Raw genomic sequence first — 22,863 nt, forward strand, 5'->3', positions numbered from 1 at the left:
TCAGCGCTCCTTCACCTTGTTGAGATATTTGACGTAGATGTTGGTGATCGCCAGCACCATGATCAGCACGATGTAGGCCATCGCGCAGGAGCGCCCGGTCTGCCATTCCTGGAACGCCATCTTGTAGAGCCGGATGGAGATCAGCTCCGCCGTCGGTTGGCTGGTCAGGATGTAGGCGAGATCGAAGGTCTTGAAGGCTTCCATGGTGCGGAAGATGACGGCGATCATCAGGATCGGCGCGACCAGCGGCAGGGTGATGCGGAAGAACGTGTAGAACGGCCCGGCGCGGTCGATCGCGGCGGCCTCATAGAGATGCTTCGGCACCGCCGACAGCCCGGCCAGCGACAGCAGCATGACGAAGGGCGACCACATCCAGATGTCGGTCAACGCAACAGCGTAGAGCGCCATCTTGGGGTCGGCCAGCCACTCGAAATTGCCGAGCCCGAGCGCATAGTTGATAACCCCCCATGACGGGTCGTAAAGCAGTTTCCAGAACAGCCCGACCACCGCCATCGACAGCATCATCGGCAGCAGCAGCAGCGTGGTGATAAGACCCTTGAGCGGAATGTCCCGGTTGAGCAGCATCGCCACGCCGAAGCCGACAAGCAGCTGTCCGACGACCGAGACAATCACGTATTTCGCCGTGATGGCGAAGTTCGACCAGACATAGGGGTCGTTGAGCAGGTCGCGATAATTCTGCAGCCCGACGAAATTCGCCGGCGCATTGGTCGACGCGCGGAAGTCGGTGAAGGAATAGCCGAGCGAATAGATCAGCGGAAAAATGTTGAAGACGATCAGGAACAGAACCGTCGGGATGATGAAGAGATTGCGGATGGAGATATCGCTTAGGCCGCGTGCCGCGGCGCGCGAGGATCTGTCGAGGGTGGTGATCATCGTGGTCGCCAAGACCCTGCTCCCGGTTCAAGAAAAAGAAACGGAGGAGGCGACACCGCCCCCTCCGCGGGACATGAAGGATTATTGGACGCGGCCGTATTTCTTGAAGGTCGCGTTCCAGTCTCCAGCCAATGCGTCCAGCGTTTCCTTGGCAGTGCCGCTGCCGCCGATCATGTAGGGGTAGACGCGCTGGTTGAGCTGCTGCAGCAGCTCTGCGTATTCCGGCACTGCCCAGAAATCCTTCACCTTGAACATGGTCTCGTAGAAGGCCTTGTTGTAGGGCGTGGCGTTCTGGAACTCAGGAGACTTGAGCACCGCCTGGCTGCAGGTATAGCCGCCAAGGGCAGCCCACTTCTTCTGGGTCTCGTCCTTGATGAACCATTCGAGGAACTTCATCGCCTCGTCCTGCTTCTTCGAGTACGAGATGACGGAGATGCCTTGCCCGCCGAGTGCGGCGAACTGGTCGCCATTTGGGCCGGGAGGGTTGGCGAAGAAGCCGGTGTTCTTGGCATTCGGGTTCGACGCTTCGTTGATCAGCGAGGGGAAGAACGCGAAGAAGTTCATGCTCATCGCGGCCAGGTTTTCCGTGATTGCCTGGTTGTCCTCGACGAAGAACGATTTGGCCCAGCCCGGAGGCGTGAACTTGTAGAGCTCCTTGTAAGCATCGAGCGCGGCCACCGCCTTGTCGGAGTTGATGTGACCGTCGACCTTGTAGGTCGTGTAATCGCCCAGCTCACCGCCATAGGAGAACAGCGCGTTCTCAAAGCCCATCGCCATCGCGTCGTAGGAATTGTCGGTGTAGATGGCGATGCCGTATCTCTTCTGATCCGGCCGGTGGAAGAACTCGGCGATGTCGCGCAGCGCCTTGAAATCCTTCGGCACGTCGAGGTCGTAGCCGTATTTGGCCTTGAAGGCTTCCTTTTCCTTGGGATCCTCGAACCAATCCTTGCGATAGGACCAGCCGACGGCGTCGCCCTCAAGCGGGATCGCCCAGTATTTGCCGCTGTTGCCGGGATACTCGGCATAATATTTCACCGTCGCCGGTGCCATGACGTTGCCGAGATCATGCTTCTTGAAGAAGTCGGTCAGGTCGACGTAGTGGCCGCCGGTGGAGCCGGCGCCGAGCCACTGCGAGTCGCCGACGACCAGGTCATAGGCGTCGCCATGGGCGTTGAACTCGGTAAATGCCTTGGTCTGGAAGTCGGACCAGGGCGTGGTCTCCACCGTGATCTTGACGCCGGTTTCCTTCTCGTACTCGTTGCCGAGTTCCTGCAGGTAATTGGCCGGATCCCATTCCGCCCAGAAGATGGTGAGCGACTTTTCCTGCGCGTAGACGGACGTTCCGCAGGCAAGCGTTAAGCCGATACCAGCAAGCATGCTGGTCACTAACTTGCGCATAATGATTTCCTCCCTTGTGCGCATTCTACCTTGTCGTACGAGCCAGCGACGGAGCCGGCCCTGGTAGTTCCTCCCGTGGTCGCGCTTTTCCGAATTCGGAGCCTCCTCGCTCTGTCCGGAAATGGATCGCAGCCCTCACTTTCGATCCGCTTATCTTCCTTAATCTGGTATTACCAATCCTGCGGCGACGTCAAGCCCTTTCTTGAAAGCCGGCATGGGCCGTTACTGTCGAATTAAAGCTTTATCTGCCTGTTTTCCCATGATTTTCCTACTCAATGATATACATTGACCTTGCCCCATGATCGCATTTTGGGCTAGGATCAGCGGTATGCAGGCAAATCTGGTCGAACCAGATTGGGGCTATTTCGCCGCTCCTGAAGCGGACTCATCACCACCATAAGCCGACTCCGCGATTGCCGTGCGCACCAGCGCACTCGCCGCCCATTGCGCCACCGACATCATCCGGCGGCTGTCCAGCCCCCATATATCCTTGAGCACGATCAGCACCTCCACGCCGAAGATCAGCGACAGAGCCTGCGCCAGCCGCTTGAAGTCGCGCGGCGGCAAGCGGCCCTTGAGCGGCGTCAGCGCCTCCTTCAGCAATTCGACGCGATGGCCGCGCGTGAAGGCCGGCTCTCCGCCCAGCGTGCCCGCCTGGCGCCGCGCCCATTGATCGAGCGACAGCTTCAACGCAGCCTTGAACGTCGCCTCGAAAGCCTCGATGCGGGGCATGGCCGTATCGAACAGTTCGGTGACGCGGCGCTCGGCATCGGCGGCGGTGGACTTCCAGGTCAAGATTGGCCCCAGCCCCTCGTCGACGACGGCCTGCACCAGGGCTGCCTGGCTGGGGAAGTAACGGTAGGCCGTGGCCCGGGAGACCTCGGCTGCCTCCGCCACCTCGCTGACCGAAGGCGTCGCCCCCGCCTGCATCAGCCGCGTGGCCGTCTCCAGCATCAGCCGCTTTGTCCGCGCCCGCGGTCCGCGCTCTGCTCTCTCCCCGGCATTGTCGTCCGTTGCGGGTTGTTGACGTGAGACATCCATGCCAATACGATACGCGCGTCTCAAAAATTTGCAATGGCAGCCCTTTTCCTGGAGTGGCCACGTTGACGCTCTACGGCGCACAAAGCTTTCATCTGATGAGCATCATCACCTTCGAACCAACCAGCAGAGGGACGCACGGATGAAGCGCATCCATGTGGTGGGCACCGCCGACACCAAGGGCGAGGAACTCGCATTCCTGGCCGATGCGATCGCCGCGACGGGTGCCGTCGTCTGCCGTGTCGATGTCGGCACGCGAGGCGCGACCGTGCCGGTCGACGTCTCGGCTGAAGAGGTCGCCGCCCATCATCCCGATGGCCGCGGTGCGGTGCTCGGCATCGACGACCGCGGCAGATCGGTTGCGGCAATGGCTGGGGCCTTCACGCGCTTTGTCCAGTCCCGCGACGACATATCGGGCATCATCGGCATTGGTGGCGGCGGGGGCACCTCGATCATCACAGCGGGCATGCGCGCGCTGCCGCTCGGTCTGCCCAAGCTCATGGTCTCCACGCTGGCCTCGGGCGACACCGCCCCCTATGTGGACGTGTCCGACATCATCATGATGCCATCGGTGACCGACATGGCCGGCCTCAACCGGCTGTCTCGTGTCGTGCTGCACAACGCCGCCCAGGCGATAGCGGGCATGGCGGTCAATCCGGCGCCTGCGGCGGACGGCAAGGCCTCGATCGGCCTCACCATGTTCGGCGTCACCACGCCTTGCGTGACGGCAATCGCTGAACACCTCCGCTCGACTTATGATTGCATGGTCTTCCATGCCACTGGCACCGGCGGCCGCAGCATGGAGAAGCTGGCCGACAGCGGCCTGCTGTCGGGTGTCATCGACATCACCACGACCGAGGTCTGCGACCTGCTGTTCGGCGGCGTGCTGCCGGCGACCCAGGATCGTTTCGGTGCCATTGCCCGCACCAAGCTACCCTATGTCGGCTCGGTCGGCGCGCTCGACATGGTCAATTTCTGGGCGCCATCGACCATTCCGGAGCATTATCGTGGCCGGCTGTTCTACGAGCACAATCCGAACGTCACGCTGATGCGCACGACAGCGCGGGAATGCCGCGCGATCGGCGAATGGATCGGCACAAGGCTCGCCCATTGCGAAGGCCCGCTGCACTTCCTGATCCCGGAAAAAGGCGTTTCCGCGCTCGACATCGAAGGCGGCGCCTTCTTCGATCCGGAAGCCGACGCAGCTCTGTTCGAAGCCGTCGAGCGCACCATCAGGCCGGGTGCGACGCGCCGCGTCACCCGCCTGCCGCTGCACATCAACGATCCGGATTTTGCCAAGGCGGCGGTCGCGGCCTTTCTCGACATCGCCAGACAGTGAGACCCAGGCATGCCAGCCATACCGCGCAAGGACATACTGAAGAAGTTCCGGGGAATGATCGACAAAGGCGTGCCGATCGTCGGTGGCGGCGCCGGCACCGGCCTGTCGGCCAAGGCCGAGGAGGCCGGCGGCATCGACCTCATCATCATCTACAATTCCGGCCGCTACCGCATGGCTGGCCGCGGCTCGGCCGCCGGCCTGCTCGCCTATGGCAACGCCAACGAGATCGTCAAGGAGATGGCCTATGAGGTGCTGCCGGTGGTCAAGAAGACGCCGGTACTGGCCGGCGTCAACGGCACCGATCCCTTCGTCATCATGCCGCTGCTGCTGGCGGAACTGAAGACGATGGGCTTTTCCGGCGTTCAGAACTTTCCCACCATCGGCCTGTTCGACGGCCAGATGCGGCAGAGTTTCGAAGAGACCGGCATGGGCTTCGGCCTAGAGGTGGACATGATCGCCGAGGCACACAAGCTCGACCTCCTGACCACGCCCTATGTCTTCAACCCCGAAGAAGCACGCGCCATGACCAAGGCGGGCGCCGATGTCGTCGTCGCCCATATGGGCGTGACCACCGGCGGCTCGATCGGCGCCACCTCGGCCAAGTCGCTCGACGACTGCGTCATTGCCATCGACGCCATTGCCGAGGCGGCGCGCTCGGTGCGCAACGATGTCATCCTGCTTTGCCATGGCGGCCCGATCTCGATGCCCGACGACGCCCGCTACATCCTCTCCCACGCCAAGGGCCTGCACGGCTTTTATGGCGCGAGCTCGATGGAACGGCTGCCGGCGGAAGCCGCGATCGCCGGGCAGACGGCGGATTTCAAGGCGGTGACGCTCGGCGCCGCCGCAAAGAACAAGAAGGGATGAGAGAGATGACCGACAGGAGCAAGGTGTTTGTCTACCCGAAGGACGTCAGCGCCTTCGGCTTCGACTGGGGAAAACTGTCTTTGACGGTGGCACCTGAAGTGAACGGCGCGACCCGCTTTTCCGGCGGCGTCGTCGACCTGCCCTCAGGCAAGGGCCATACCCGCCACAACCATCCGGGTGCGGAAGAGATTATCTTCGTCATCTCGGGCCATGGCGAGCAGATGGTCGAGGATGAGAAGGGCAATCCGGTGGTGGAGAAAGTCGGCCCCGGCTGCACCATCTACGTGCCGGAGAGTCGGTTTCATTCGACGCTCAACACCGGCGACGGGCCCATGCAGCTGTTCGTCGTCTATTCGCCGGCCGGGCCGGAACTGGGTCTGCGCGAACTGCCGGATTTCAGGCTGATCCCGCCGGGCAGTTGATCAATCTATTCTACTAGAGGCGGCGCCGCCCCGAAGGGCGGATGAGGGGCAGCGCCGGCCTCCAAAATTAGGCCGTCCCACCCCTATTCCATCCCCGGCCCCGATCGCCAAACATCACGTACCCGCTCTCGGTCACCGCCAGCGTATCCTCCAGCTTGATGAAGCCGCGCGTCGGGTGAAGCATGGTGGTCTCCACCGACAGCACCATGTTTTTCTCCAGCGGTTTGGCCGCATAGGTGCCTTCATAAGTCACTGGATGGTTGGTCATCAGGAACGGCGCTTCATGCGTGATCAGGCCCATGCCGTGGGCGAAGAAATCCGTATAGGACGCCACCTTGGATGCCTTCAGCACACTCTCCGCATGAGAAATCATGTCGCCGCCAAGCGTGCCCGCCTTCACCTTCGAGAAGGCCGCCTGCTGCACCGTCTCGACCTCGGCCAGCAGATCCTCGAGCTCGGCATCGGGTTCGCCCAGAATGCCCATCCTGCAGAGATCGCCAATATAACCGTGATAATTGCCGCCGGAATCGATCGACAGCACCTCGCCCTTCTTCCACGCTTGCGGGGAGGTGGCGCGATTGTGGCTGGAGCCCAGCGTGAGCAGGCAATATTCGAAATGCGCACCGCGATTGGTCTCTTCGCGCCTGATCTGCTCGATCATCTCGGCCTTGGTCGTGCCCTCGCGCGCCCAGGCGATGGTCGCCAGCATGGAATCGGTGATCAGCTCGGAGGCCGTGCGCAGCTTCTCCAACTCCGCGTCGGTCTTGATGGCACGCATGCGTTCCAGCATGTCGGTCGCATCGATCAGCTTCGCGTCGGGCAATGCCTTGCGGATCAGCGCATAGGCGTCCGACGGCAGGAAACCGGGCTCGATACCGATGCGGGCATCGCCCTTGCCGATCTTCCTGACATGCTCGACGGCAAGATTGGCGGCGTCGAGGGTGCCCCAGCAGGCCGCATGCAGCGTCGGCGTCCAGAACGGGTGGTTCTGGTGCTCGCCGCCTTCCATGCGGTTGCCGATATAGGCAGCATGATCCGGCCCGCCCTTCTCGTAGACCACGATCGGCAAATAGCGGCTGTGACCGATCGCATCCATGGCGGCGAAGAAGATGAACTTGTAGCCGCCCAGCAGATATTGCGTGTTGTGCTTGGAGGTTGCGAGCAGCACGTCGATGCCGGCCTCCTCCATCAGCCGGTCGACTCTGGCCTGCTCGAACGGGATATCGCTGACGGCACTCTTGCCCGGCGCAATGTTCATCACTCTCTCCCAGAATTGCCCGGGATCGGCGCTGTTTCGCACCCGATCCGCCGGCTCGCGGTCAAATCTGCACCATTTTTCTCGCTCTGGTCCAGCCAGAATGTTTACGAACACAGCGCCAGGGCGGTCACCAAAGCGTCATTTCACATATCCGGAAACCTGGTCCTACCAGCCAACCGAATTGACTGGACTTGTGCTAAACTGGTCCAGCGGACGGAAATTTCAAAGCCAAGCAAGGTTGCGCCAATTCCGTCTCTGGCGAAACCCTCGGCAAGGCCCATAATCCCCGCCGCAAGGATGCCGATGCGCGCCGGCGTTCGAGGCCGCGCCCGGTCGGGTGGAGAAGAGGACGGAGTTCGATCATGTCAGGTTTCACCATTTCCAGACGCACCATGCTTACCGGGTCGGCAATGCTGCTGGCCACCACCGCCATGCCGGCCCTGGGCTGGACGCAGACGCCAAAGAAAGGCGGACGGCTCGTGCTTGCCGCCGATTCCGAGCCGCGCAATCTCAACCCGGCGATCGTCGCCTCCAACGGCGTTTTCTTCATCTCCAGCAAGATCGTCGAGACGCTGGCCGAAGCCTCCTTCGACGGCAAGGACGGGCTCGCGCCTCGGCTGGCGGTGAGCTGGGAAGGTGCCGCCGACGGTCTCTCGGCGACCTTCAAGCTGCGCGAAGGAGTCAAATGGCATGACGGCAAGCCGTTCACCTCGGCCGACGTCGCCTTCTCGGCGCTGCAGATATGGAAGCCGCTGCAGAATCTCGGCCGCACCGTGTTCAAGGACCTCAGCACGGTCGACACGCCAGACGATCTGACCGCCGTGTTCAAATTCGCCAAGCCGACGCCGTTCCAGCTGATCCGCAACGCCTTGCCGGCGCTGTCGAGCGTGGTGCCGAAGCACATCTACGAAGTCGGCAAGATCGAGGACAACCCCGCCAACAACGCACCGATCGGTACGGGTCCGTTCAAGTTCGGCGAGTATAAGGCCGGCCAGTACTACCGGCTGACGAAGAACGCCGACTACTGGGGCAAGGACGAGCCCTATCTTGACGAGATCATCTATCAGGTCCTGCCCGACCGTACCTCGGCCGCCGCCGCGCTGGAGGCCGAGGAAATCCAACTCGCGGCTTTCTCGGCCGTGCCGCTGGCCGATCTCGACCGCATCTCCAAGGTTCCCGGCCTGAAGGTCATCACCAAGGGCTATGAGGGCCTAACCTACCAGCTCGTGGTCGAGATCAACCATCGCCGCAAGGAATTGGCCGACCTCAAGGTGCGCCAGGCCATCGCGCACGCCATCGACAAGGACTTCGTCGTCAAGACAGTGTTCCTCGGCTACGCCGCCACGGCCACCGGCCCGGTGCCGAAGAACGATCCGCAATTCTACACCGCCGACGTGCCGATCTATGCCTTCGACGTCGCCAAGGCCAACGCGCTGCTCGACGAAGCTGGTTATAAGAAAGGCGCCGACGGCAACCGCTTCTCGCTCAGGCTCTTGCCTGCCCCCTATTTCAATGAGACGAAACAGTTCGGCGACTACCTGCGCCAGGCGCTCGCGGCAATAGGCATCGACGCGCAGCTGGTCAACAACGACTCGGCCGCCCACATCAAGGCGGTCTATACCGACCACGCCTTCGACCTTGCGGTCGGTCCGCCGGTTTTCCGCGGCGACCCGGCGATCTCGACCACCATCCTGGTGCAGAGCGGCATTCCCGATGGCGTGCCGTTTTCCAATCAGGGCGGCTACAAGAATGACGCGCTCGACGCCCTGATCACCAAGGCCTCCGAAACGCTCGACACCACGGCGCGCACCGACCTCTACAAGGAGTTCCAGAAGCAGGTCGCGGCCGACCTGCCGCTGATCAACGTCGCCGAATGGAGTTTTATCAGCGTCGCCAGTGACAAGGTCGGTAACATCGCCAACAACCCGCGCTGGGCGGTGTCGAACTGGGCGGACACGTATCTGGAATCGTGACAGACTTGCGCGGATGAGAGTTCGCGAGGAAAAGCCATCGGCAGCAGCCAATCTCCCCCCTCGAGGGGGAGATGTCCGGCAGGACAGAGGGGCGCGCCTGGGCTCGACATTTCCTTATGTCCCTTATCGCACATTCGAGGTCCGCATGAATCGCGCCCTCGTCCTTCTGCGCCGTCGCCTCGTCGGCAGCATCGTCGTGCTTTTGATCGTCGTCATCGGCACCTTCGTGCTGCTCGAAGCAGCGCCCGGCGATGCGGTCGACGCCTACATCGTCTCGACCGGCGGCGACGCCGGCATGATCGAGCTGTTGCGCCACCGCTGGGGTCTCGATCAGTCGGAGCTGACGCGGCTCGCCAACTACCTCTGGGCACTGCTGCATCTCGATCTCGGCCAGTCCGTCACTTTTTCCCGACCGATCCGCGACGTCATCCTCGAGCGCGTGCCGACCACGCTCATCCTGATGGTCAGCGCCACTACGCTCTCCTTCGGCCTCGGCTCGGCGCTCGGCATCTATGCCGGCGCCCGGCCAGGCAGCTTCCGCGACCGTTTTCTCTCCGTCACGTCGCTGGCTCTCTACGCGGTGCCCGGCTTCTGGCTCGGCCTGGTGCTGATCGTGATCTTCGCCGTCGACCTGCGCTGGCTGCCGATCGGCGGCGTCGAGACGCTGGCCTCGGACAAGACCGGTCTCGACCGCGCCGCGGATATCGCCACCCATCTGGTGCTGCCGGTTTGCGCGCTCGGTTTCATCTATCTGGCGCTCTATCTGCGCATGATGCGCGCCGGCATGGCCGAGGCCTGGCGCCAGGATTTTGTGCTGGCCGCCCGCGCCAGGGGCTTGTCGCGCCGCCGCATCGTGCTCGCTCATGTCGCCCGCAACGCATTGCTGCCGCTGGTCACCATGCTCGGCCTGCAGTCGGCGCAGATGCTGGGCGGCAGTGTCGTCATCGAGAGCGTCTTTGCCGTGCCCGGCCTTGGTCGGCTGGCGCAGGAAGCGGTCGCCGCGCGCGACACGCCGCTGCTGCTCGGCATCATTCTTACCAGCGCCGTCCTGGTCATCGTCATCAATCTTGTCGTCGACATCGCCTACGCGTTCCTTGACCCGCGCGTCGGCGCCAGCGGGGCCGGTGCATGAGCCGTCTGCGCCGCTTTCTGCGCACGCCCGAGGCGGCCGCCGGTGCCATCATCCTGGCGGCGCTTTTTGCCATGGCGCTGTCGGCCTCGCTGCTGTTTCCCGGCGACCCGCAAGCCATTGCTGGCGCGGCGTTGCTGCCGCCTTTCCAGGACTGGTCGCTGCCGCTCGGCACCGACCGGCTCGGCCGGGACGTGTTGGCCGAGCTGTTTCATGGCGCCCGTACCTCGCTGGCCGTCGGTCTGGCCGCGGCGGCCGCGGCACTCGCTTTCGGCGCGGTGATCGGCACGCTGGCCGGCTTCGCCGGCGGCCTGATCGACGAGGTGCTGATGCGCGTCACCGATGCTTTCCAGACCGTGCCGGGCTTCCTGCTGGCACTGGCCTTCGTCAGCGTGGTTGGGCCCTCGCTCGGCGTCGTCGTCGTCGCAATAGCGCTCGGCACCTGGACGGGGCCGGCGCGGGTCGCCCGCGCGGAAGTCCTCTCCATTCGCGAACGCGACTATGTCGCCAGTGCCCGTGTCATTGGCATGCATCCCCTGGAAATCGCCTTTCGCGAGGTGCTGCCCAATGCCTTGCCGCCGATCTTGGCGATGTCGTCGGTGATCGTCGCCGCCGCGATCCTCACCGAAGCAGCCCTGTCTTTCCTTGGTCTTGGCGACCCCAACCGGGTCACCTGGGGTGGCATGATCGCGGAAGGTCGCGCTGTCTTGCGCACCGCGCCGTTCCTCTCGATCGTCCCGGGCATTGCGCTGGTGCTGACGGTGCTCGGCGTCTATCTCGCCGGCGAAGGCATCGTCGAGACGACGGCCGTGCGGAGGGGCCTGTCGTGACGGTACTGGCGTCGATCCGAGATCTGACGGTGACCTACCGCCGTGATGGCAGCGAGGTCGCCGCGCTGAAGAATATTATTCTCGATATCCAGCCAGGCGAACGGCTGGCCATCATCGGTGAAAGCGGTTCGGGCAAGAGCACGCTGGCGCTGGCGATCGCGGGATTGTTGCCGGCGAGCGCCAGGATTGAGGGGAGTATCGACTGGTTCATGCGATCACCGCCAACGTTGGGGGCCAAGGCACCCCCCTCCGGCAGGATAGAGGGGGGTGGGAAGGATCGCCTATCTCTCAACCGTCACAATCAAGCCTCCCTTGGCGGCCGCGACATCGGCTTCGTCTTCCAGGATCCGTCCGCCAGCCTCGATCCGGTAATGGCAGTCGGCAAACAAATCGCCGAAGTCGCGCGCACGCATCTCGGCCTCACATGGGCCCAGGCATATGCCAAAGCCAAAACCCTTCTCGAACGCGTCCGCTTGCCCGACCCCGACTCCGCCCTGCACGCCTTCCCGCATCAGCTTTCCGGCGGCCAGAAGCAGCGCGTGGCGATTGCCGCCGCGATTGCCGCCGGGCCGAAACTGCTGATCGCCGACGAGGCGACCAGTGCGCTCGACACCATCGTGCAGGCCGAGATCGTCGCTTTGATTCGGCGGCTTGTGGCCGAGGACGGCATGACGCTGCTGTTCATCAGCCATGACATTGCGCTCGCCGCCGAGCTTGCCGAACGCATCGCCGTGTTCCGCCACGGCCAGTTGGTGGAGTTTGGCAAGACCGAGCAGATTGTCGAAGCCCCGACGCAAGCTTACACTCGCGCGCTGCTCGACGCCCATATCGGCCTCGACGCCGAGCCGCTGCTGCACCGAAGCAGGCTGAATGCATGAGCCTGCTGAGAGTATCCAATCTCACCAAACGCTATAGTCGCGGCGGCAAGACCCTTGCTGCGGTGGATGATATCTCCTTTCATATCGAGCCCGGCGAAACGCTGGCGCTGGCAGGCCCTTCCGGCAGCGGCAAGTCGACTATCGCGCGATTGGTGCTGCGCCTGATCGAGCCGGATGGCGGACGCATTGAATTCGAAGGCGGTGATTTCCTGGCTCTGGGCGGCTCGGCGCTTCGAGCCCGTCGCGCGCGACTGCAAATGGTGTTCCAGGATCCGCTGGCCGCCTTCAACCCGCGCGCCACGGTGGCGCGCGTCCTCGATGACCCCTTGCGCATTCATGGCGTCGCCCCGCGCACGGAGCGCCCGCGCCGCATCGCCGCCTTGCTGGAGCGGGTCGGCCTGGCGGCCGATCTCGCGCCCCGCGCAATCCATGAAATCTCCGGCGGTCAGCGGCAGCGTGTGGCGATTGCCCGCGCCATCGCCACCAAGCCGTCGCTGATCGTGCTTGACGAAGCGGTGTCGGCGCTCGATGTCTCGGTGCGCGGCCAGATCCTCGATCTCCTGCTGGACCTGCAGCGCGAGGAACGGATCGCCTATCTCTTCATTTCGCATGATCTTGGCGTCGTCCGGGCGGTCGCCCACCGCGTCATCCTTCTCGATGCCGGGCGGATTGCCGAGAGCGGCGATGCCCGAACCGTCATCGACGCGCCGCGATCGGCCATCGGCAAGGCACTGGTGGCGGCTGCGCCCAGATTGAACAGAAACAGACCATGATCCGCTCTTCGAACAAGATCACACCGACAGGACGGCCTACCCTCCAACCATCAACCTGACGACCTCGTCATGGTTGGTCTCGGAAATCTTGCGCTCGCCGGCCTGGACGCCGCGGCGCAGCACGACGATGCGGTCCGAGACCGCGAAGATATCCTGCAGATTGTGCGAGATGAAGATCACGCCGCGTCCTTGCGCCTTGAGCTGGTGGATGAGCGAGATCACCTTGCGCTGTTCCGGCACGCCAAGTGCCGCGGTCGGTTCGTCCATGATGAGGATCTGCGCATCCCAGTAGACGGCGCGGCCGATGGCGACGGCCTGGCGCTGGCCGCCGGAGAAATTGCTGACCGGGGCGTTCATCCGGCTGACGTGGAAATCCAGCCGCTTCATCGTCTCCCTGGCCGCCTCGGCCATGGCCTTGCGGTCGAGCACCGGCAGGAAGCCGAAAGCCTTGCGCATCGGTTCGCGGCCAAGGAAAATGTTGGCGCCGATCGACAGATTGTCGGCGAGAGCCAGATCCTGGTAGATCGTCTCGATGCCTTTTTCGCGCGCCTCCTGCGGCGTCGCGAATGCCACCGGCTGGCCACCGAGCATTATTTCGCCGCCTGTCGGCTGGAACACGCCCGAGATCGCCTTGATCAGCGTCGTCTTGCCTGCGCCATTATCGCCGGCCAGCGCCACCACTTCGCCTGGCCGCACGGCCATGGAGAAATCGTTGAGCGCGCGCACGGCGCCGAAATGCTTGGACAGGTTGCGGACCTCGAGCAAGGGGGTGTTTTGGTCGGTGCTATTCATCCTGGCGGCCTCCACTGAACCGGCGCTGCGCCTGGTCTATGAGCACGGAAATGATGATGACGACGCCGACGGCGATGAACTGCCAGAACGGCTCGACATTGACGAAGACCAGCCCGTACTGGATGACCGCGATCACCAGCGCGCCGGCGACCGTGCCCAGGATCGTGCCGGAGCCACCGAACAGGCTGGCGCCGCCGATGACGACCGCCGCGACGCTGTCGAGCAGCAGCGGCTCGCCGGCTTGTGCCGCACCGGCCGTGAAGCGCGCCGCGTAGAGCGCCCCGCCAAGGCCGGCGCACATCGCCGACAGCACATAGAGCCGCAATATATGGCCCCGGATATCGATGCCGGCGCGCCGCGCCGCCTGCACATTGGCGCCGATGGCATAATTGTGCTGGCCGAACCGTGTCTGGCTAAGCAGATAATGCATCACGATGACGAACACGGCAGCGATCATGACCAGATAGGGCACGCCGTAGAACTTGCCATTGCCGAGCAGCGCGAACCAGGAATTCTGAACCGGCACCGTCGTGCCGCCGGCAAGCAGGAAGGCAACGCCGCGCGCGACGCCGAACATGCCGAGCGTGCCGATGAACGGCGGCACCCTGAGGCGCGAGATCAGCAGGCCATTGATGATGCCGGGCAAGCCGGCGACGATCACCGCGGCGAGGATGCCCGCCAGCATGGCCAGCGGCAAGGGAATGGCGGCGCCCGCCATATTGGTGGCATGCGCGGCAACGACGGCGGCAAGCCCCATGATGAACCCCAGCGACAGATCGATGCCGCCCGAAATGATGACGAAGGTCTGTCCGGTCGCAAGCAGCAGCGGCGCTATGGCAAAGATCGCGATGGATTGCAGGTTGAACGGGTTGAGCACGAACGTCGCGCCGAAGGCGAACCTCGACCATACCTCGAAACAGATGATCAGACCGGCGAGGAACAACCAGGCGCGCCCTTCGGCGATGCGCCCGATCAGGGTCCTGGCCGGATCGCCATGATCGGCCTGGGGGGCGACATGCTTCTCGGCCGACTGGGCTGGTGATGTCGAGGTCATGAATACTCCGCGGCGCGGCTGCGTTCAAACAGGCCCCGCCTTTGGGAGCCGGCACGAGCTCCCCCCGGCGGACCGGGAGGAGCCAAGCTCGTCTTGACCTACTCGGAGTAGAGGTACTTCGAGATGTTCGGGTCGGCGATGTTGGACTTGTCCATGATCGTGAAGCCGGTGCCGATCGTAACCGGGATTGAATGGCCGGTCAGGTGGGCATAGGCCGAGACGACGCCGAAGTAGCCGATCTCGGCGGGATGCTGGGCGATCGCCACGTCCACCAGGCCGGTGTTGATGTTGTCGACGATGCTGGTCGGTGCATCGAAGGCAACGACCCTGACGGTGCCGCTCTGCCCGGCCTGCTTGACGCCGTTGGCCGCACCCAGCGCGGAGAACAGATTGGCGCCGAACACGCCGACCAGATCGGGATTGCGCGCGAAGACGGCCTGCAGCTGCGAGGCCGCCTTGTTGGCGTCGTCGTCATTGAATTGGGTCTCCAGCACGGTGATGCCCGTATGCTTGGCCATTTCCTTCTTGAAGCCTTCTTCGCGCTGGTCGGTGGTCGAGATGCCGGGCTTGACGTTCGACACATAGACCTTGCCCTTGTCGCCGACGGCGGTGGCAAGCGCACGCGCGGCGATCTCGCCGCCCAGAACATTGTCGGAAGCAATGTAGGCCAGCGGGAAATCGGCATCGCCAGCACCCGTCTGGTAGACGCCGCTGCCGATGAAAGTATCGACTGTTATGACCGGAATGCCGGCGTCGTTGGCCTTGCGCAGCGGCTCGACCAGCTGGACCTTGTCGGTCGGCGCGATCAGGATCGCATCCGGCTTCTTGGCGATGACCGCGTCGAGCACCGGCACCTGGGTGACCGGGTTGAAGTCCGGAGCGCCCTGGAAGACCAGGTTCACGCCGAGCGCGTCGGCGGCCGCTTGGGCACCCTTGCGCATGGTGATGTAAAAGCCATCGGTCGTGAGGCCCGGAATGAGCGCAATGGTGTATTTTTTGTCCTGCGCCTGCGCGGGCGCCATCAGCACCGTTGCGCTGACGGCAAGCGCCGCGAGCGCGGCAACGATCTTCTTCATGACATCCTCCTCATTGTTGGCAGTTCTGCCGTTTTCGGTGACATTGGAATGGCCGTTATCCGCTCAGAGGCAGGATGCCGACGGCCGGAACGCCTGTTTGCCTTTCGCGGGCAGCTCCTCCCAAGCGCCCTCCAGTCTAAATATCAGCCGGCCGAGCCGACCGCACAATCCCGTGCTCACTTTCCTCGCCTCCGCGAGGTCAGGGAACCATCGCGCCCGGCATCCTGCACGACGGATCGGCAATTTGTAACACTTTGCAGAAATAAATTGCAACTCGGTTTTTCCGCGACTGCAACGCCGGCTTTCCAGACGCCTTCTGACTGCTCCTCCGAGCCCCGGGCGAACTATCGTCCCGACTTCCCCGGCGACACAATCGATTTCGCAGCGGCTTCTCTCCGCACCGACAGCGCCGCATCAGTCCGCATATCTGCCGCTATCGCGTTGCAAGAACCGCGAGGATGGCCTGAGCCGTCTTGGTATCCGTCACCAGCGTGTTGATGAGCCCGGAACGAACGGCGCCGATGATGGCCGTCGCCTTCTCCGGCGAGGCTGCGACGCCGATCACCAGGGGCACGGCGCGAAGCTGCGCCGGCGACATGGCGATCATCCGGCTCTCCCCTTCCCAGGCGATCAGGGCGCCTTCCGCATCGAAATAATGGCGAAGGACGTCGCCAGCCGCATGGACCAGCGCCTGCTCGGTCGGCGTGGCGGCACTCGCCTCGGGTGGGTTGATGGCGTGCGGCAGGCCAATGCCGACGATCGCAACGTCGGTCCTGTCCCACAGCGCGACGGCATCGCGGATGGTGGCGTCTCCAAGGAAGACGTCACGCAGCTCGCTGGACGGCAGATAGGGCGCATGGATAAAGTGCGGTGTCCCGCCAAACTCTTCGGCGGCGAGCCGCACGAATTCATTGACCTGGAAATGCGCCGCGTGCTGCTGCATGCCGCCAGTCGCGGCCACAGTCAGCACGCCCGGCATGCGCGGCAGGCCGGCTCGAATGACCTCGCGCACGGCGCGTCCCCAGCCGATGGCGACCACGGAGCCGGCCACCAGTTGCGCCTGCCTGAGCAAAGCGCCAAGCGGGGCGGAAAGCGCCGTCAGCGCACCCGCTGCCGGCGTTTCGACAACGGCGGCGTCCCGCAATTTCAATCCGTCGACAAGTTGCCTGGTAATATCCTCCGGCGTCGCCAGGTCGATCACCTCGATGCGCACGATCCCTTCGGCCCGCGCCCGCTGCAGCAGGCGCGAAATCGTCGCGGTGGAGACACCGAGCTGCCGCGCTATATCGACCTGCGACATCTCCTCCACATAGTGCAACTTGGCAACCGTGTGCAGCATGGTGCGCGATGCGGTCGCGTCCTGGGCGGAGGGACCAGACAGCTTGCAATTCCTTTCAGAAACGTGTTACACACGTATACGCCGATGCGAGTTATCGCGCAAATCCGGTGAACTCGCAACTTGAGGCATACCAGGCCAAACGCCGGTTGGGCTGCTTATCCCAGCAGCCGGCGATGTATCAGGCGGCAAACTCTTCCTGCCGGCAGGCGGGCAAACTGACCATTTGTTACCACGGGATCAGCGCCTCGGCGCGCCAACATCGGACAGAAGAAAACCATGACCAGGATGACCACCGCGGAACTGCGCGGCTACCAGCAGATATGCGGCAAGGACGGAGCCATGGTGGCCATCGCTTGCGATCAGCGCGGCGGCATGCGCACCTTGTTGGCGTCGGACCCCGAGGACCAGGCCAGAATCACCAACGACATGCTCGGCGACACCAAGGCCGACATCACGCGCTACCTCGCAAGTGCGGCGTCCTGCGTGCTGCTCGACCCGCTCTGCGCGGTGCCGAGAGTTGTCGACGACGGCGTACTGAACCGTGACACCGCGCTGCTCATCGGCCTCGACGCGTCCGGTTTCGACGTTTCGCCGGAGGGCTATCGCCTGTCGCGGCTGGTCCCCGGCATTGACGCGAGGCGCGTGCGCGAACTCGGCGGCACGGGCGGCAAGATCATGGTGTATCTCAGGGCCGACAAGCCTGAAGCCAACGAACACAACATCGCCATCCTGCGCCAATGCATCACCGACTTCGGCAAAGAGGACCTGCTGCTCGTCGTCGAATTCCTGACCTATCAGCTTGAAGGTGAAAGCCCCGAGGACTATGCGGCCAAGACGCCCTGGCTGGTCGAGGAGGGTACGAGGATTTCGCTGGAATGCGGCGCGAAGGTGCTGAAGCTTCCCTACCCCGGAACACCGGAAGCCTGCGCCAACATTACAAAAATGGCCGGCGAAGTGCCGTGGGCCGTGCTTTCGGCTGGCGTCAACCACGCCACCTTTCTCGGCCAGGTCGAGATCGCCATGCAAAACGGCGCCTCCGGTGTGATCGCCGGCCGTTCACTGTGGAAGGACTGCATCTCGCTCGACCGTGACATTCAGCGCGACAGGCTTAAGACCATCGCGGTGCCGCGGCTGCGAGAGATTCAGGCGGTGATCGGGCACTATCGGCGGAAGGCTGCCGCCTGATATCCACGTTTGAGCGCCGTCACGTGCAGGACGTCATGCCACAAAAGTCGATGGCCATAGGGATCGATATCGGCGGCACCAATTTGCGTGCCGCCCGCATCTCGTGCACCGGTGAATTCCTCGAACGCCTTTCTGAAAAGAGCGCGCCTGACCCGGAGCTGGTGCTTGGCCGCATCGCCGACATGGTGCGCCTTCTCGATGCGCCTGATGTGGCGGCCATCGGCGTCGGCGTCCCTGGCCGCGTCGACGCACGGCGCGGCGCGGTCCTGTCGGGAGGCTATGTCAACCTCGCTTCGGTCGCACTCGCGCAGCGGCTGGAAAGCATGACCGGCAAGCCTGTCATCGTCGACAATGACTGCAACATGGCACTGGCCGCCGAGATGGCGCTTGGCGCCGGCCAAGGCCACGACAACATCGCCATGTTCACCATCGGCACCGGCATTGGCGGCGCCGTCGTCCAGAACCGACGGATCATGCGCGGCCGGGCAACAGCGGGGCAACTGGGGCACATCACCGTCGATGTCAACGGCGAACTCTGCGCTTGCGGGCGGCGCGGCTGTGTCGAAACCACCAGTTCGGGTACGGCGCTCGGCCGTCACATAGCGCGGGCTGACCTTGGTCCCGAGGTTTCGGTCGACCAACTCTTTGCCCGCGATGCCGCCGGCGACATCCAGGCGCGAGGCATATTGGAAGCCTGGGCGAGGCCACTGCGCGCGGCCATCGATACCACCGTTGCCGTGTTCGACCCCGACCTCGTCCTGCTTGGCGGCGGTCTTGGCCGGGCGGCACACAGAGCGCTTGGCCACGCGCCGGCGCTGGCGCCGTGGTACCAATGCCCGGTGGCGCCGGCGCAGCTCGGCGACGACGCCGGAGTGATCGGCGCCGGTCTCCAGGCGCTTTCGGCACCGACATCGACATCGCTTTCCGTTCAGCACGGCCGCGCCAGACGCGCCGTGCTCGTCAACGGCATCCCGGCCAGCGGCAAGAGCACGGTGTCACGCGGCATCGCAGATCGCTTGGGATGGCCGCTGCTCGCGCTCGATACGGTCAAGAACCCGTTCCTCGAAGTGCTCGGCGGCGGCGACCGCGAATTCAACCGCACGCTGGGCCGCGCCAGCTACCAGGCAATCTGGTCGCTCGTCGGCGACGCCCCGGCCGGCAGCACCTTCATCGTCGATGCCTGGTTCGGCTTCCAGCCGCGGCAAGTGCTCGAGGATCATCTGCGCAACGCCGGCGTCGAACACACGGTCGAGATCTGGTGCCACGCGCCGGGCGAAGTTCTGGCCGAACGCTACGGCGCCCGGCTCGGTCAGCGCCTCCCGGGTCATCCCGGCGCTGCCTATATCCCCGAATTGATCGAGTTGGCCAGGCGCGCCGAACCGCTGCGGCGCGGGCCGCTGTTCGACGTCGACACGACGCAGCCGATCGACTTCGAGGCCATCGCCGCATGGCTCCGCGCGACCCTGGCCGGCGACGCGTCGGTCCTTTCAATCAATAACCGACGGTGAAGCGCTGCCTGACATGCGTCGGCTTCTCGATTTCGTCGACCATGGCGATGGCATAGTCCTCGAACGAGATGCTGCTACCCTTATCCGAGGCGAGAAGCGTGTCCTTGCCGACGCGGAACTTGCCGGTGCGCTCACCTGGGACGAACATCGCGGACGGCGACAGGAACGTCCAGTCGAGGTCGCTGACTGTCTTCAACTTGTCCAGGAAGTCGGCGCCCTTCTGTGCCTCGGCCTTGTAGATCGCAGGAAATTCAGCGGTATCGACCAGACGCTTGCGGGGCGCGACTTCGAGACTGCCCGCGCCGCCCACGACGAGATAGCGCTTCACGCCCGAGGCACGCACCGCGGCGATCAGCGTGTCGGGGTCGCTATCCATGAAATGCACCGCGCTGATCACCGCATCATGGTCGCGGATCAACTCGGCAAGGCCTTCCTTATCGAAGACATCGCCCTTCTTGGCGGTCACGCCGGGCAGCGCGGCAATTTTTTCAGGGCTGCGGGCGATACCGGTGACCGTGTGGCCACGATCGGAGAGTTCCTTGAGTATGCGCGAGCCGACAGCGCCGGATGCACCGATGAGAGCGACGTTTGCCATGTTCTTTTCCAGTCCTTGTTGGAGGTCAGTTGGGGGTCACGCCGCCGCTATATGGGCGACAAGATTGTCAAAGCTGCCGAACAGCGCGTTCGAACCGATGAGCCGAGGCGCTTCGTTGCGGATGACCGCCAGCGAAGGCACGCCGTTGGCATGCAAGCGCTGGAACAGCGCGCGGCCACGATTGACCAGGTCGAGGTGCGCCGTCAGCAAGGTTTCGGTCGGGCTCTTCAGGATCGCGGCGGCATCCATCATGCCAGCGCCGGCGAGCACGGCAGCCACGCCTTCCACAGTTACGATATCGCGACCGTCGACATAGCGCGCACGTTGGATTGCCTTGAGCGCGGTCAACCGGCGGCTCGGGTCTTCCAGGCCGGCGGCGCTGATGGCGAGGGTCGCGGCATGCGAGTCCAGCAAGGTGCCACGGATGCCGAGGACATTGTGCTGATAGGGCTGCGTGAACGCTTGTCCGGTCAGACGCTCGATACGCCGGTCGTTCGCCCAGGCGTGAGCGGCAAAACCTTCATCCATCGGCCTCGCGCCCGCTCCCGAAAACTGACCAGTCGGCAGCAATTCGACGCGCACGCCGCTGGCAGCCAATTTGTCCAGCATCGGGGCGGCGCCGTAGCACCAGCCGCAGAGCGGATCGAAAAGATAAAACACATCCGAATTGCTCATGATTGCCTGATATCCCTTGGCGCGGCGTGCAGCGGTCTGGATTGCCAAAATCTGTTGCTCCTATGTGGCAGACAACGATCTTGCGATAAACGCCATCCAATAATATAGATTGTCTGACCAATTCATACAAAGCGATCGCCGTGGCTGACCTGCTGAACCTCAATCGACTCGTCTACTTCACCACCGTGATGGAGACCGGCTCCTTCACATCGGCGGCCGACCGGCTTGGCGTCGCCAAAGCCGTGGTCAGCCATCAGATCGGCAAGCTCGAGGAGGAGTTGGGCGCGACACTCATGCGACGAACAACGCGGCGTGTCGCGCCGACCGAAGAGGGACGCCTCTTCTATGATCGTGCGATGATAATCCTGCGGGAAGCGGAGGCCGCCTATGGCGAGATTTCGCGCGCGGCCGTCGAACCGGCTGGAATGTTGAGACTGACGGCGCCGCTCGACTACGGCACGAAGGTGGTTGCACGGGTCATCGCCGCCTATCTGAGAACTTATCCGCATATGCGCGTCGAGGTGATCTTCGACGACGCGGTAAGCAATCTGGTCGACGAGCAGATCGACCTCGGCATCCGCGTCGGCTGGCTTGCTGATTCCTCCAACCAGGCGCGGCGCCTGGGCACGATACGGCAGATCGTGGTGGCAAGTCCTGCGTTCGCCGCAAACCTGCCGCAGGGCGTGAGCCCGCGGCAGGCGCGGTCGCTGGCCTGGGTCGGAAACGCCCAGCTTCGCTGCGTCGGCCAATGGCTGTTTTCCAGGGATGGCGACAAGGTGCTGACCGAACTCAACCCGGTCATCACATGCGACAAGAGCCCAGCTGCCCATGCCTGCGTGCTTGCCGGCATAGGGCTGGGTGTGTTTCCCGACTACAGCGTCAGCGACGACATCGCCGAGGGGCGGCTGGTGCCGGTCTTTGCCGACTGGGCCTTGCCCACCGGCGGCATCCACGCCGTCTTTCCGCCGGCAAGGTTCAGGCCCGCCAAGGTGCGCGCGTTCGTGGACCTGCTCGCCGCCGCCGAGAGAAAGCGATCGCGCGGCAGTGCCGTGGCGTGAATGTAACCGCGGCAGAAGGTCGGTAATGGCTTACATAAAGCGGTTCTACCGCACCCAAAACAAGACATCCGCAGCATTATGAGATCGGAACGCGAACGGCCCGCCGGCATAGAGCCAGGCGGGCCGTTTTGTTTGGTTGCGGGGACAGGATTTGAACCTGTGACCTTCAGGTTATGAGCCTGACGAGCTACCGGGCTGCTCCACCCCGCGTCACCACCATGATCGCCTTGTGGCGATTGCGGTATTTGCGATCGCCGTTTTATTTGGCGATTGCGGTATTCTGTCTCCACCAAATGAAAGGGCCGCTTAGAGCGGCCCGGGATCCCTTGGCGGGCCTTTATGCATGTTGCCCAAAAGTGTTAGCGGTTTGGGGCAACGACATGCATCGAACGAAGTGCAGAGAAGATTTCACGGTCATCCGATTGGATGAGAGTTTGAACGTGCGTTTTGCAGACCTGGCAGCGACCTACTCTCCCGCGTCTTGAGACGAAGTACCATCAGCGCTGGAGCGTTTCACGGCCGAGTTCGGAATGGGATCGGGTGCAGCCGCTCCGCCATAACCACCAGGTCGGCAAAACGCACGTTATTCGAGAAGCTGGGTTAGGGATTAGGCAGTAGGGAATGGTGAGTAGGGGATACCTGCTCGCCATCCGACCGTGCCGTTGCCCGTCTTTCCGCGCCAAGGCGATGCTTTGCAGGTTGCTTCGGGCAAAGCCCGCAAGCGCGACTGCGCGTCGCCGGTCGTCCGGCGCCCTCGCGGAGCATAGGCCCGTAAGGGCCGC

The 22,863-nt window shown here is 63.6% G+C and carries 21 protein-coding genes, 1 tRNA gene and 1 rRNA gene; 11 read left to right on the forward strand and 12 right to left on the reverse strand.

What is annotated here, in order from left to right:
- The 3 genes from LB516_RS23145 to LB516_RS23155 all read right to left on the reverse strand — a co-directional run bounded on the left by LB516_RS23145 (position 1) and on the right by LB516_RS23155 (position 3,333).
- A complete protein-coding gene (locus LB516_RS23145) occupies positions 1-906 on the reverse strand; it encodes a carbohydrate ABC transporter permease (protein ID WP_015315632.1) in 906 nt (301 codons plus the stop codon).
- A gap of 69 nt (positions 907-975) precedes the next feature.
- Positions 976-2,292, reverse strand: coding sequence for an ABC transporter substrate-binding protein (locus tag LB516_RS23150; RefSeq protein WP_015315631.1), 1,317 nt, complete (start codon positions 2,290-2,292; stop codon positions 976-978).
- A gap of 360 nt (positions 2,293-2,652) precedes the next feature.
- Positions 2,653-3,333 (reverse strand): TetR/AcrR family transcriptional regulator, encoded by a 681-nt coding sequence (locus LB516_RS23155; protein WP_140875042.1) that lies wholly within the window; start codon positions 3,331-3,333, stop codon positions 2,653-2,655.
- 139 nt (positions 3,334-3,472) lie between these two features.
- Between LB516_RS23155 and LB516_RS23160 the strand changes: the two genes are divergently transcribed.
- Genes LB516_RS23160 through LB516_RS23170 form a run of 3 tightly spaced genes read left to right on the forward strand, consistent with a single transcriptional unit; the run spans position 3,473 to position 5,958 of the window.
- Positions 3,473-4,669: a Tm-1-like ATP-binding domain-containing protein gene (locus LB516_RS23160; protein ID WP_140713148.1), complete on the forward strand. Its 1,197-nt coding sequence runs from the start codon at positions 3,473-3,475 to the stop codon at positions 4,667-4,669.
- Between the two features lie 9 nt (positions 4,670-4,678).
- Positions 4,679-5,536 (forward strand): phosphoenolpyruvate hydrolase family protein, encoded by an 858-nt coding sequence (locus LB516_RS23165; protein WP_015315628.1) that lies wholly within the window; start codon positions 4,679-4,681, stop codon positions 5,534-5,536.
- Between the two features lie 5 nt (positions 5,537-5,541).
- Complete coding sequence (locus LB516_RS23170; protein WP_140661659.1) at positions 5,542-5,958, forward strand: cupin domain-containing protein; 417 nt, start codon at positions 5,542-5,544, stop codon at positions 5,956-5,958.
- 67 nt (positions 5,959-6,025) lie between these two features.
- On the opposite strand, the gene LB516_RS23175 is transcribed toward LB516_RS23170, so the two are convergent.
- On the reverse strand, positions 6,026-7,216 hold the full coding sequence (locus tag LB516_RS23175; protein ID WP_224720436.1) for a M24 family metallopeptidase: 1,191 nt from the start codon (positions 7,214-7,216) through the stop codon (positions 6,026-6,028).
- A 362-nt stretch (positions 7,217-7,578) separates the two neighbouring features.
- Here LB516_RS23175 and LB516_RS23180 point away from each other — a divergent pair, with 362 nt between their 5' ends.
- The 5 genes from LB516_RS23180 to LB516_RS23200 all read left to right on the forward strand — a co-directional run bounded on the left by LB516_RS23180 (position 7,579) and on the right by LB516_RS23200 (position 12,799).
- On the forward strand, positions 7,579-9,189 hold the full coding sequence (locus LB516_RS23180; protein WP_224644127.1) for an ABC transporter substrate-binding protein: 1,611 nt from the start codon (positions 7,579-7,581) through the stop codon (positions 9,187-9,189).
- A 145-nt stretch (positions 9,190-9,334) separates the two neighbouring features.
- Positions 9,335-10,321, forward strand: a complete 987-nt coding sequence (locus LB516_RS23185; protein WP_224529023.1) for an ABC transporter permease — start codon at positions 9,335-9,337, stop codon at positions 10,319-10,321.
- Entirely contained in the window at positions 10,318-11,148 is an 831-nt protein-coding gene (locus LB516_RS23190; protein WP_015315623.1) for an ABC transporter permease, read from the forward strand. Before LB516_RS23185 ends, LB516_RS23190 begins: the two co-directional genes overlap by 4 nt.
- Positions 11,145-12,026 (forward strand): ABC transporter ATP-binding protein, encoded by an 882-nt coding sequence (locus LB516_RS23195; protein WP_181173956.1) that lies wholly within the window; start codon positions 11,145-11,147, stop codon positions 12,024-12,026. Before LB516_RS23190 ends, LB516_RS23195 begins: the two co-directional genes overlap by 4 nt.
- The gene (locus tag LB516_RS23200) at positions 12,023-12,799 is read left to right on the forward strand and encodes an ATP-binding cassette domain-containing protein (RefSeq protein ID WP_224720437.1); all 777 of its coding nucleotides are present in this window, start codon (positions 12,023-12,025) and stop codon (positions 12,797-12,799) included. The genes LB516_RS23195 and LB516_RS23200 overlap by 4 nt, the downstream gene beginning before the upstream one ends.
- Before the next feature lie 36 nt (positions 12,800-12,835).
- Here LB516_RS23200 and LB516_RS23205 read toward each other — a convergent pair whose 3' ends face one another.
- From LB516_RS23205 to LB516_RS23220, 4 genes are all read right to left on the reverse strand, one after another.
- On the reverse strand, positions 12,836-13,591 hold the full coding sequence (locus tag LB516_RS23205; protein WP_224595976.1) for an ATP-binding cassette domain-containing protein: 756 nt from the start codon (positions 13,589-13,591) through the stop codon (positions 12,836-12,838).
- Positions 13,584-14,645 carry an ABC transporter permease subunit gene (locus LB516_RS23210; protein ID WP_140713133.1) on the reverse strand — a complete coding sequence of 354 codons (1,062 nt, stop codon included), beginning with the start codon at positions 14,643-14,645 and terminating at the stop codon, positions 13,584-13,586. Before LB516_RS23210 ends, LB516_RS23205 begins: the two co-directional genes overlap by 8 nt.
- A gap of 98 nt (positions 14,646-14,743) precedes the next feature.
- Positions 14,744-15,721, reverse strand: coding sequence for an ABC transporter substrate-binding protein (locus LB516_RS23215; RefSeq protein ID WP_224720438.1), 978 nt, complete (start codon positions 15,719-15,721; stop codon positions 14,744-14,746).
- Between the two features lie 433 nt (positions 15,722-16,154).
- On the reverse strand, positions 16,155-17,060 hold the full coding sequence (locus LB516_RS23220; protein WP_140661652.1) for a sugar-binding transcriptional regulator: 906 nt from the start codon (positions 17,058-17,060) through the stop codon (positions 16,155-16,157).
- Between the two features lie 276 nt (positions 17,061-17,336).
- Here LB516_RS23220 and LB516_RS23225 point away from each other — a divergent pair, with 276 nt between their 5' ends.
- Positions 17,337-18,245, forward strand: a complete 909-nt coding sequence (locus LB516_RS23225) for a tagatose-bisphosphate aldolase (protein WP_224586723.1) — start codon at positions 17,337-17,339, stop codon at positions 18,243-18,245.
- Positions 18,246-18,280: 35 nt separating this feature from the next.
- Positions 18,281-19,753, forward strand: a complete 1,473-nt coding sequence (locus tag LB516_RS23230) for an ROK family protein (protein ID WP_224720439.1) — start codon at positions 18,281-18,283, stop codon at positions 19,751-19,753.
- Here LB516_RS23230 and LB516_RS23235 read toward each other — a convergent pair.
- Complete coding sequence (locus LB516_RS23235; protein WP_224720440.1) at positions 19,737-20,348, reverse strand: NAD(P)-dependent oxidoreductase; 612 nt, start codon at positions 20,346-20,348, stop codon at positions 19,737-19,739. The genes LB516_RS23230 and LB516_RS23235 overlap by 17 nt on opposite strands.
- A 36-nt stretch (positions 20,349-20,384) precedes the next feature.
- Positions 20,385-21,023, reverse strand: coding sequence for a DsbA family protein (locus LB516_RS23240; protein ID WP_224720441.1), 639 nt, complete (start codon positions 21,021-21,023; stop codon positions 20,385-20,387).
- A 140-nt stretch (positions 21,024-21,163) separates the two neighbouring features.
- Here LB516_RS23240 and LB516_RS23245 point away from each other — a divergent pair, with 140 nt between their 5' ends.
- Positions 21,164-22,081 carry a LysR family transcriptional regulator gene (locus LB516_RS23245; protein ID WP_224720442.1) on the forward strand — a complete coding sequence of 306 codons (918 nt, stop codon included), beginning with the start codon at positions 21,164-21,166 and terminating at the stop codon, positions 22,079-22,081.
- 133 nt (positions 22,082-22,214) lie between these two features.
- Here LB516_RS23245 and LB516_RS23250 read toward each other — a convergent pair.
- Positions 22,215-22,291, reverse strand: a tRNA-Met gene (locus LB516_RS23250).
- A gap of 243 nt (positions 22,292-22,534) precedes the next feature.
- A 5S ribosomal RNA gene (gene rrf, locus LB516_RS23255) occupies positions 22,535-22,649 on the reverse strand.
- Positions 22,650-22,863: the final 214 nt, after the last annotated feature.

The sequence above is a fragment of the Mesorhizobium sp. CO1-1-7 genome (assembly GCF_020164885.1).
Lineage (GTDB): Bacteria > Pseudomonadota > Alphaproteobacteria > Rhizobiales > Rhizobiaceae > Mesorhizobium > Mesorhizobium australicum.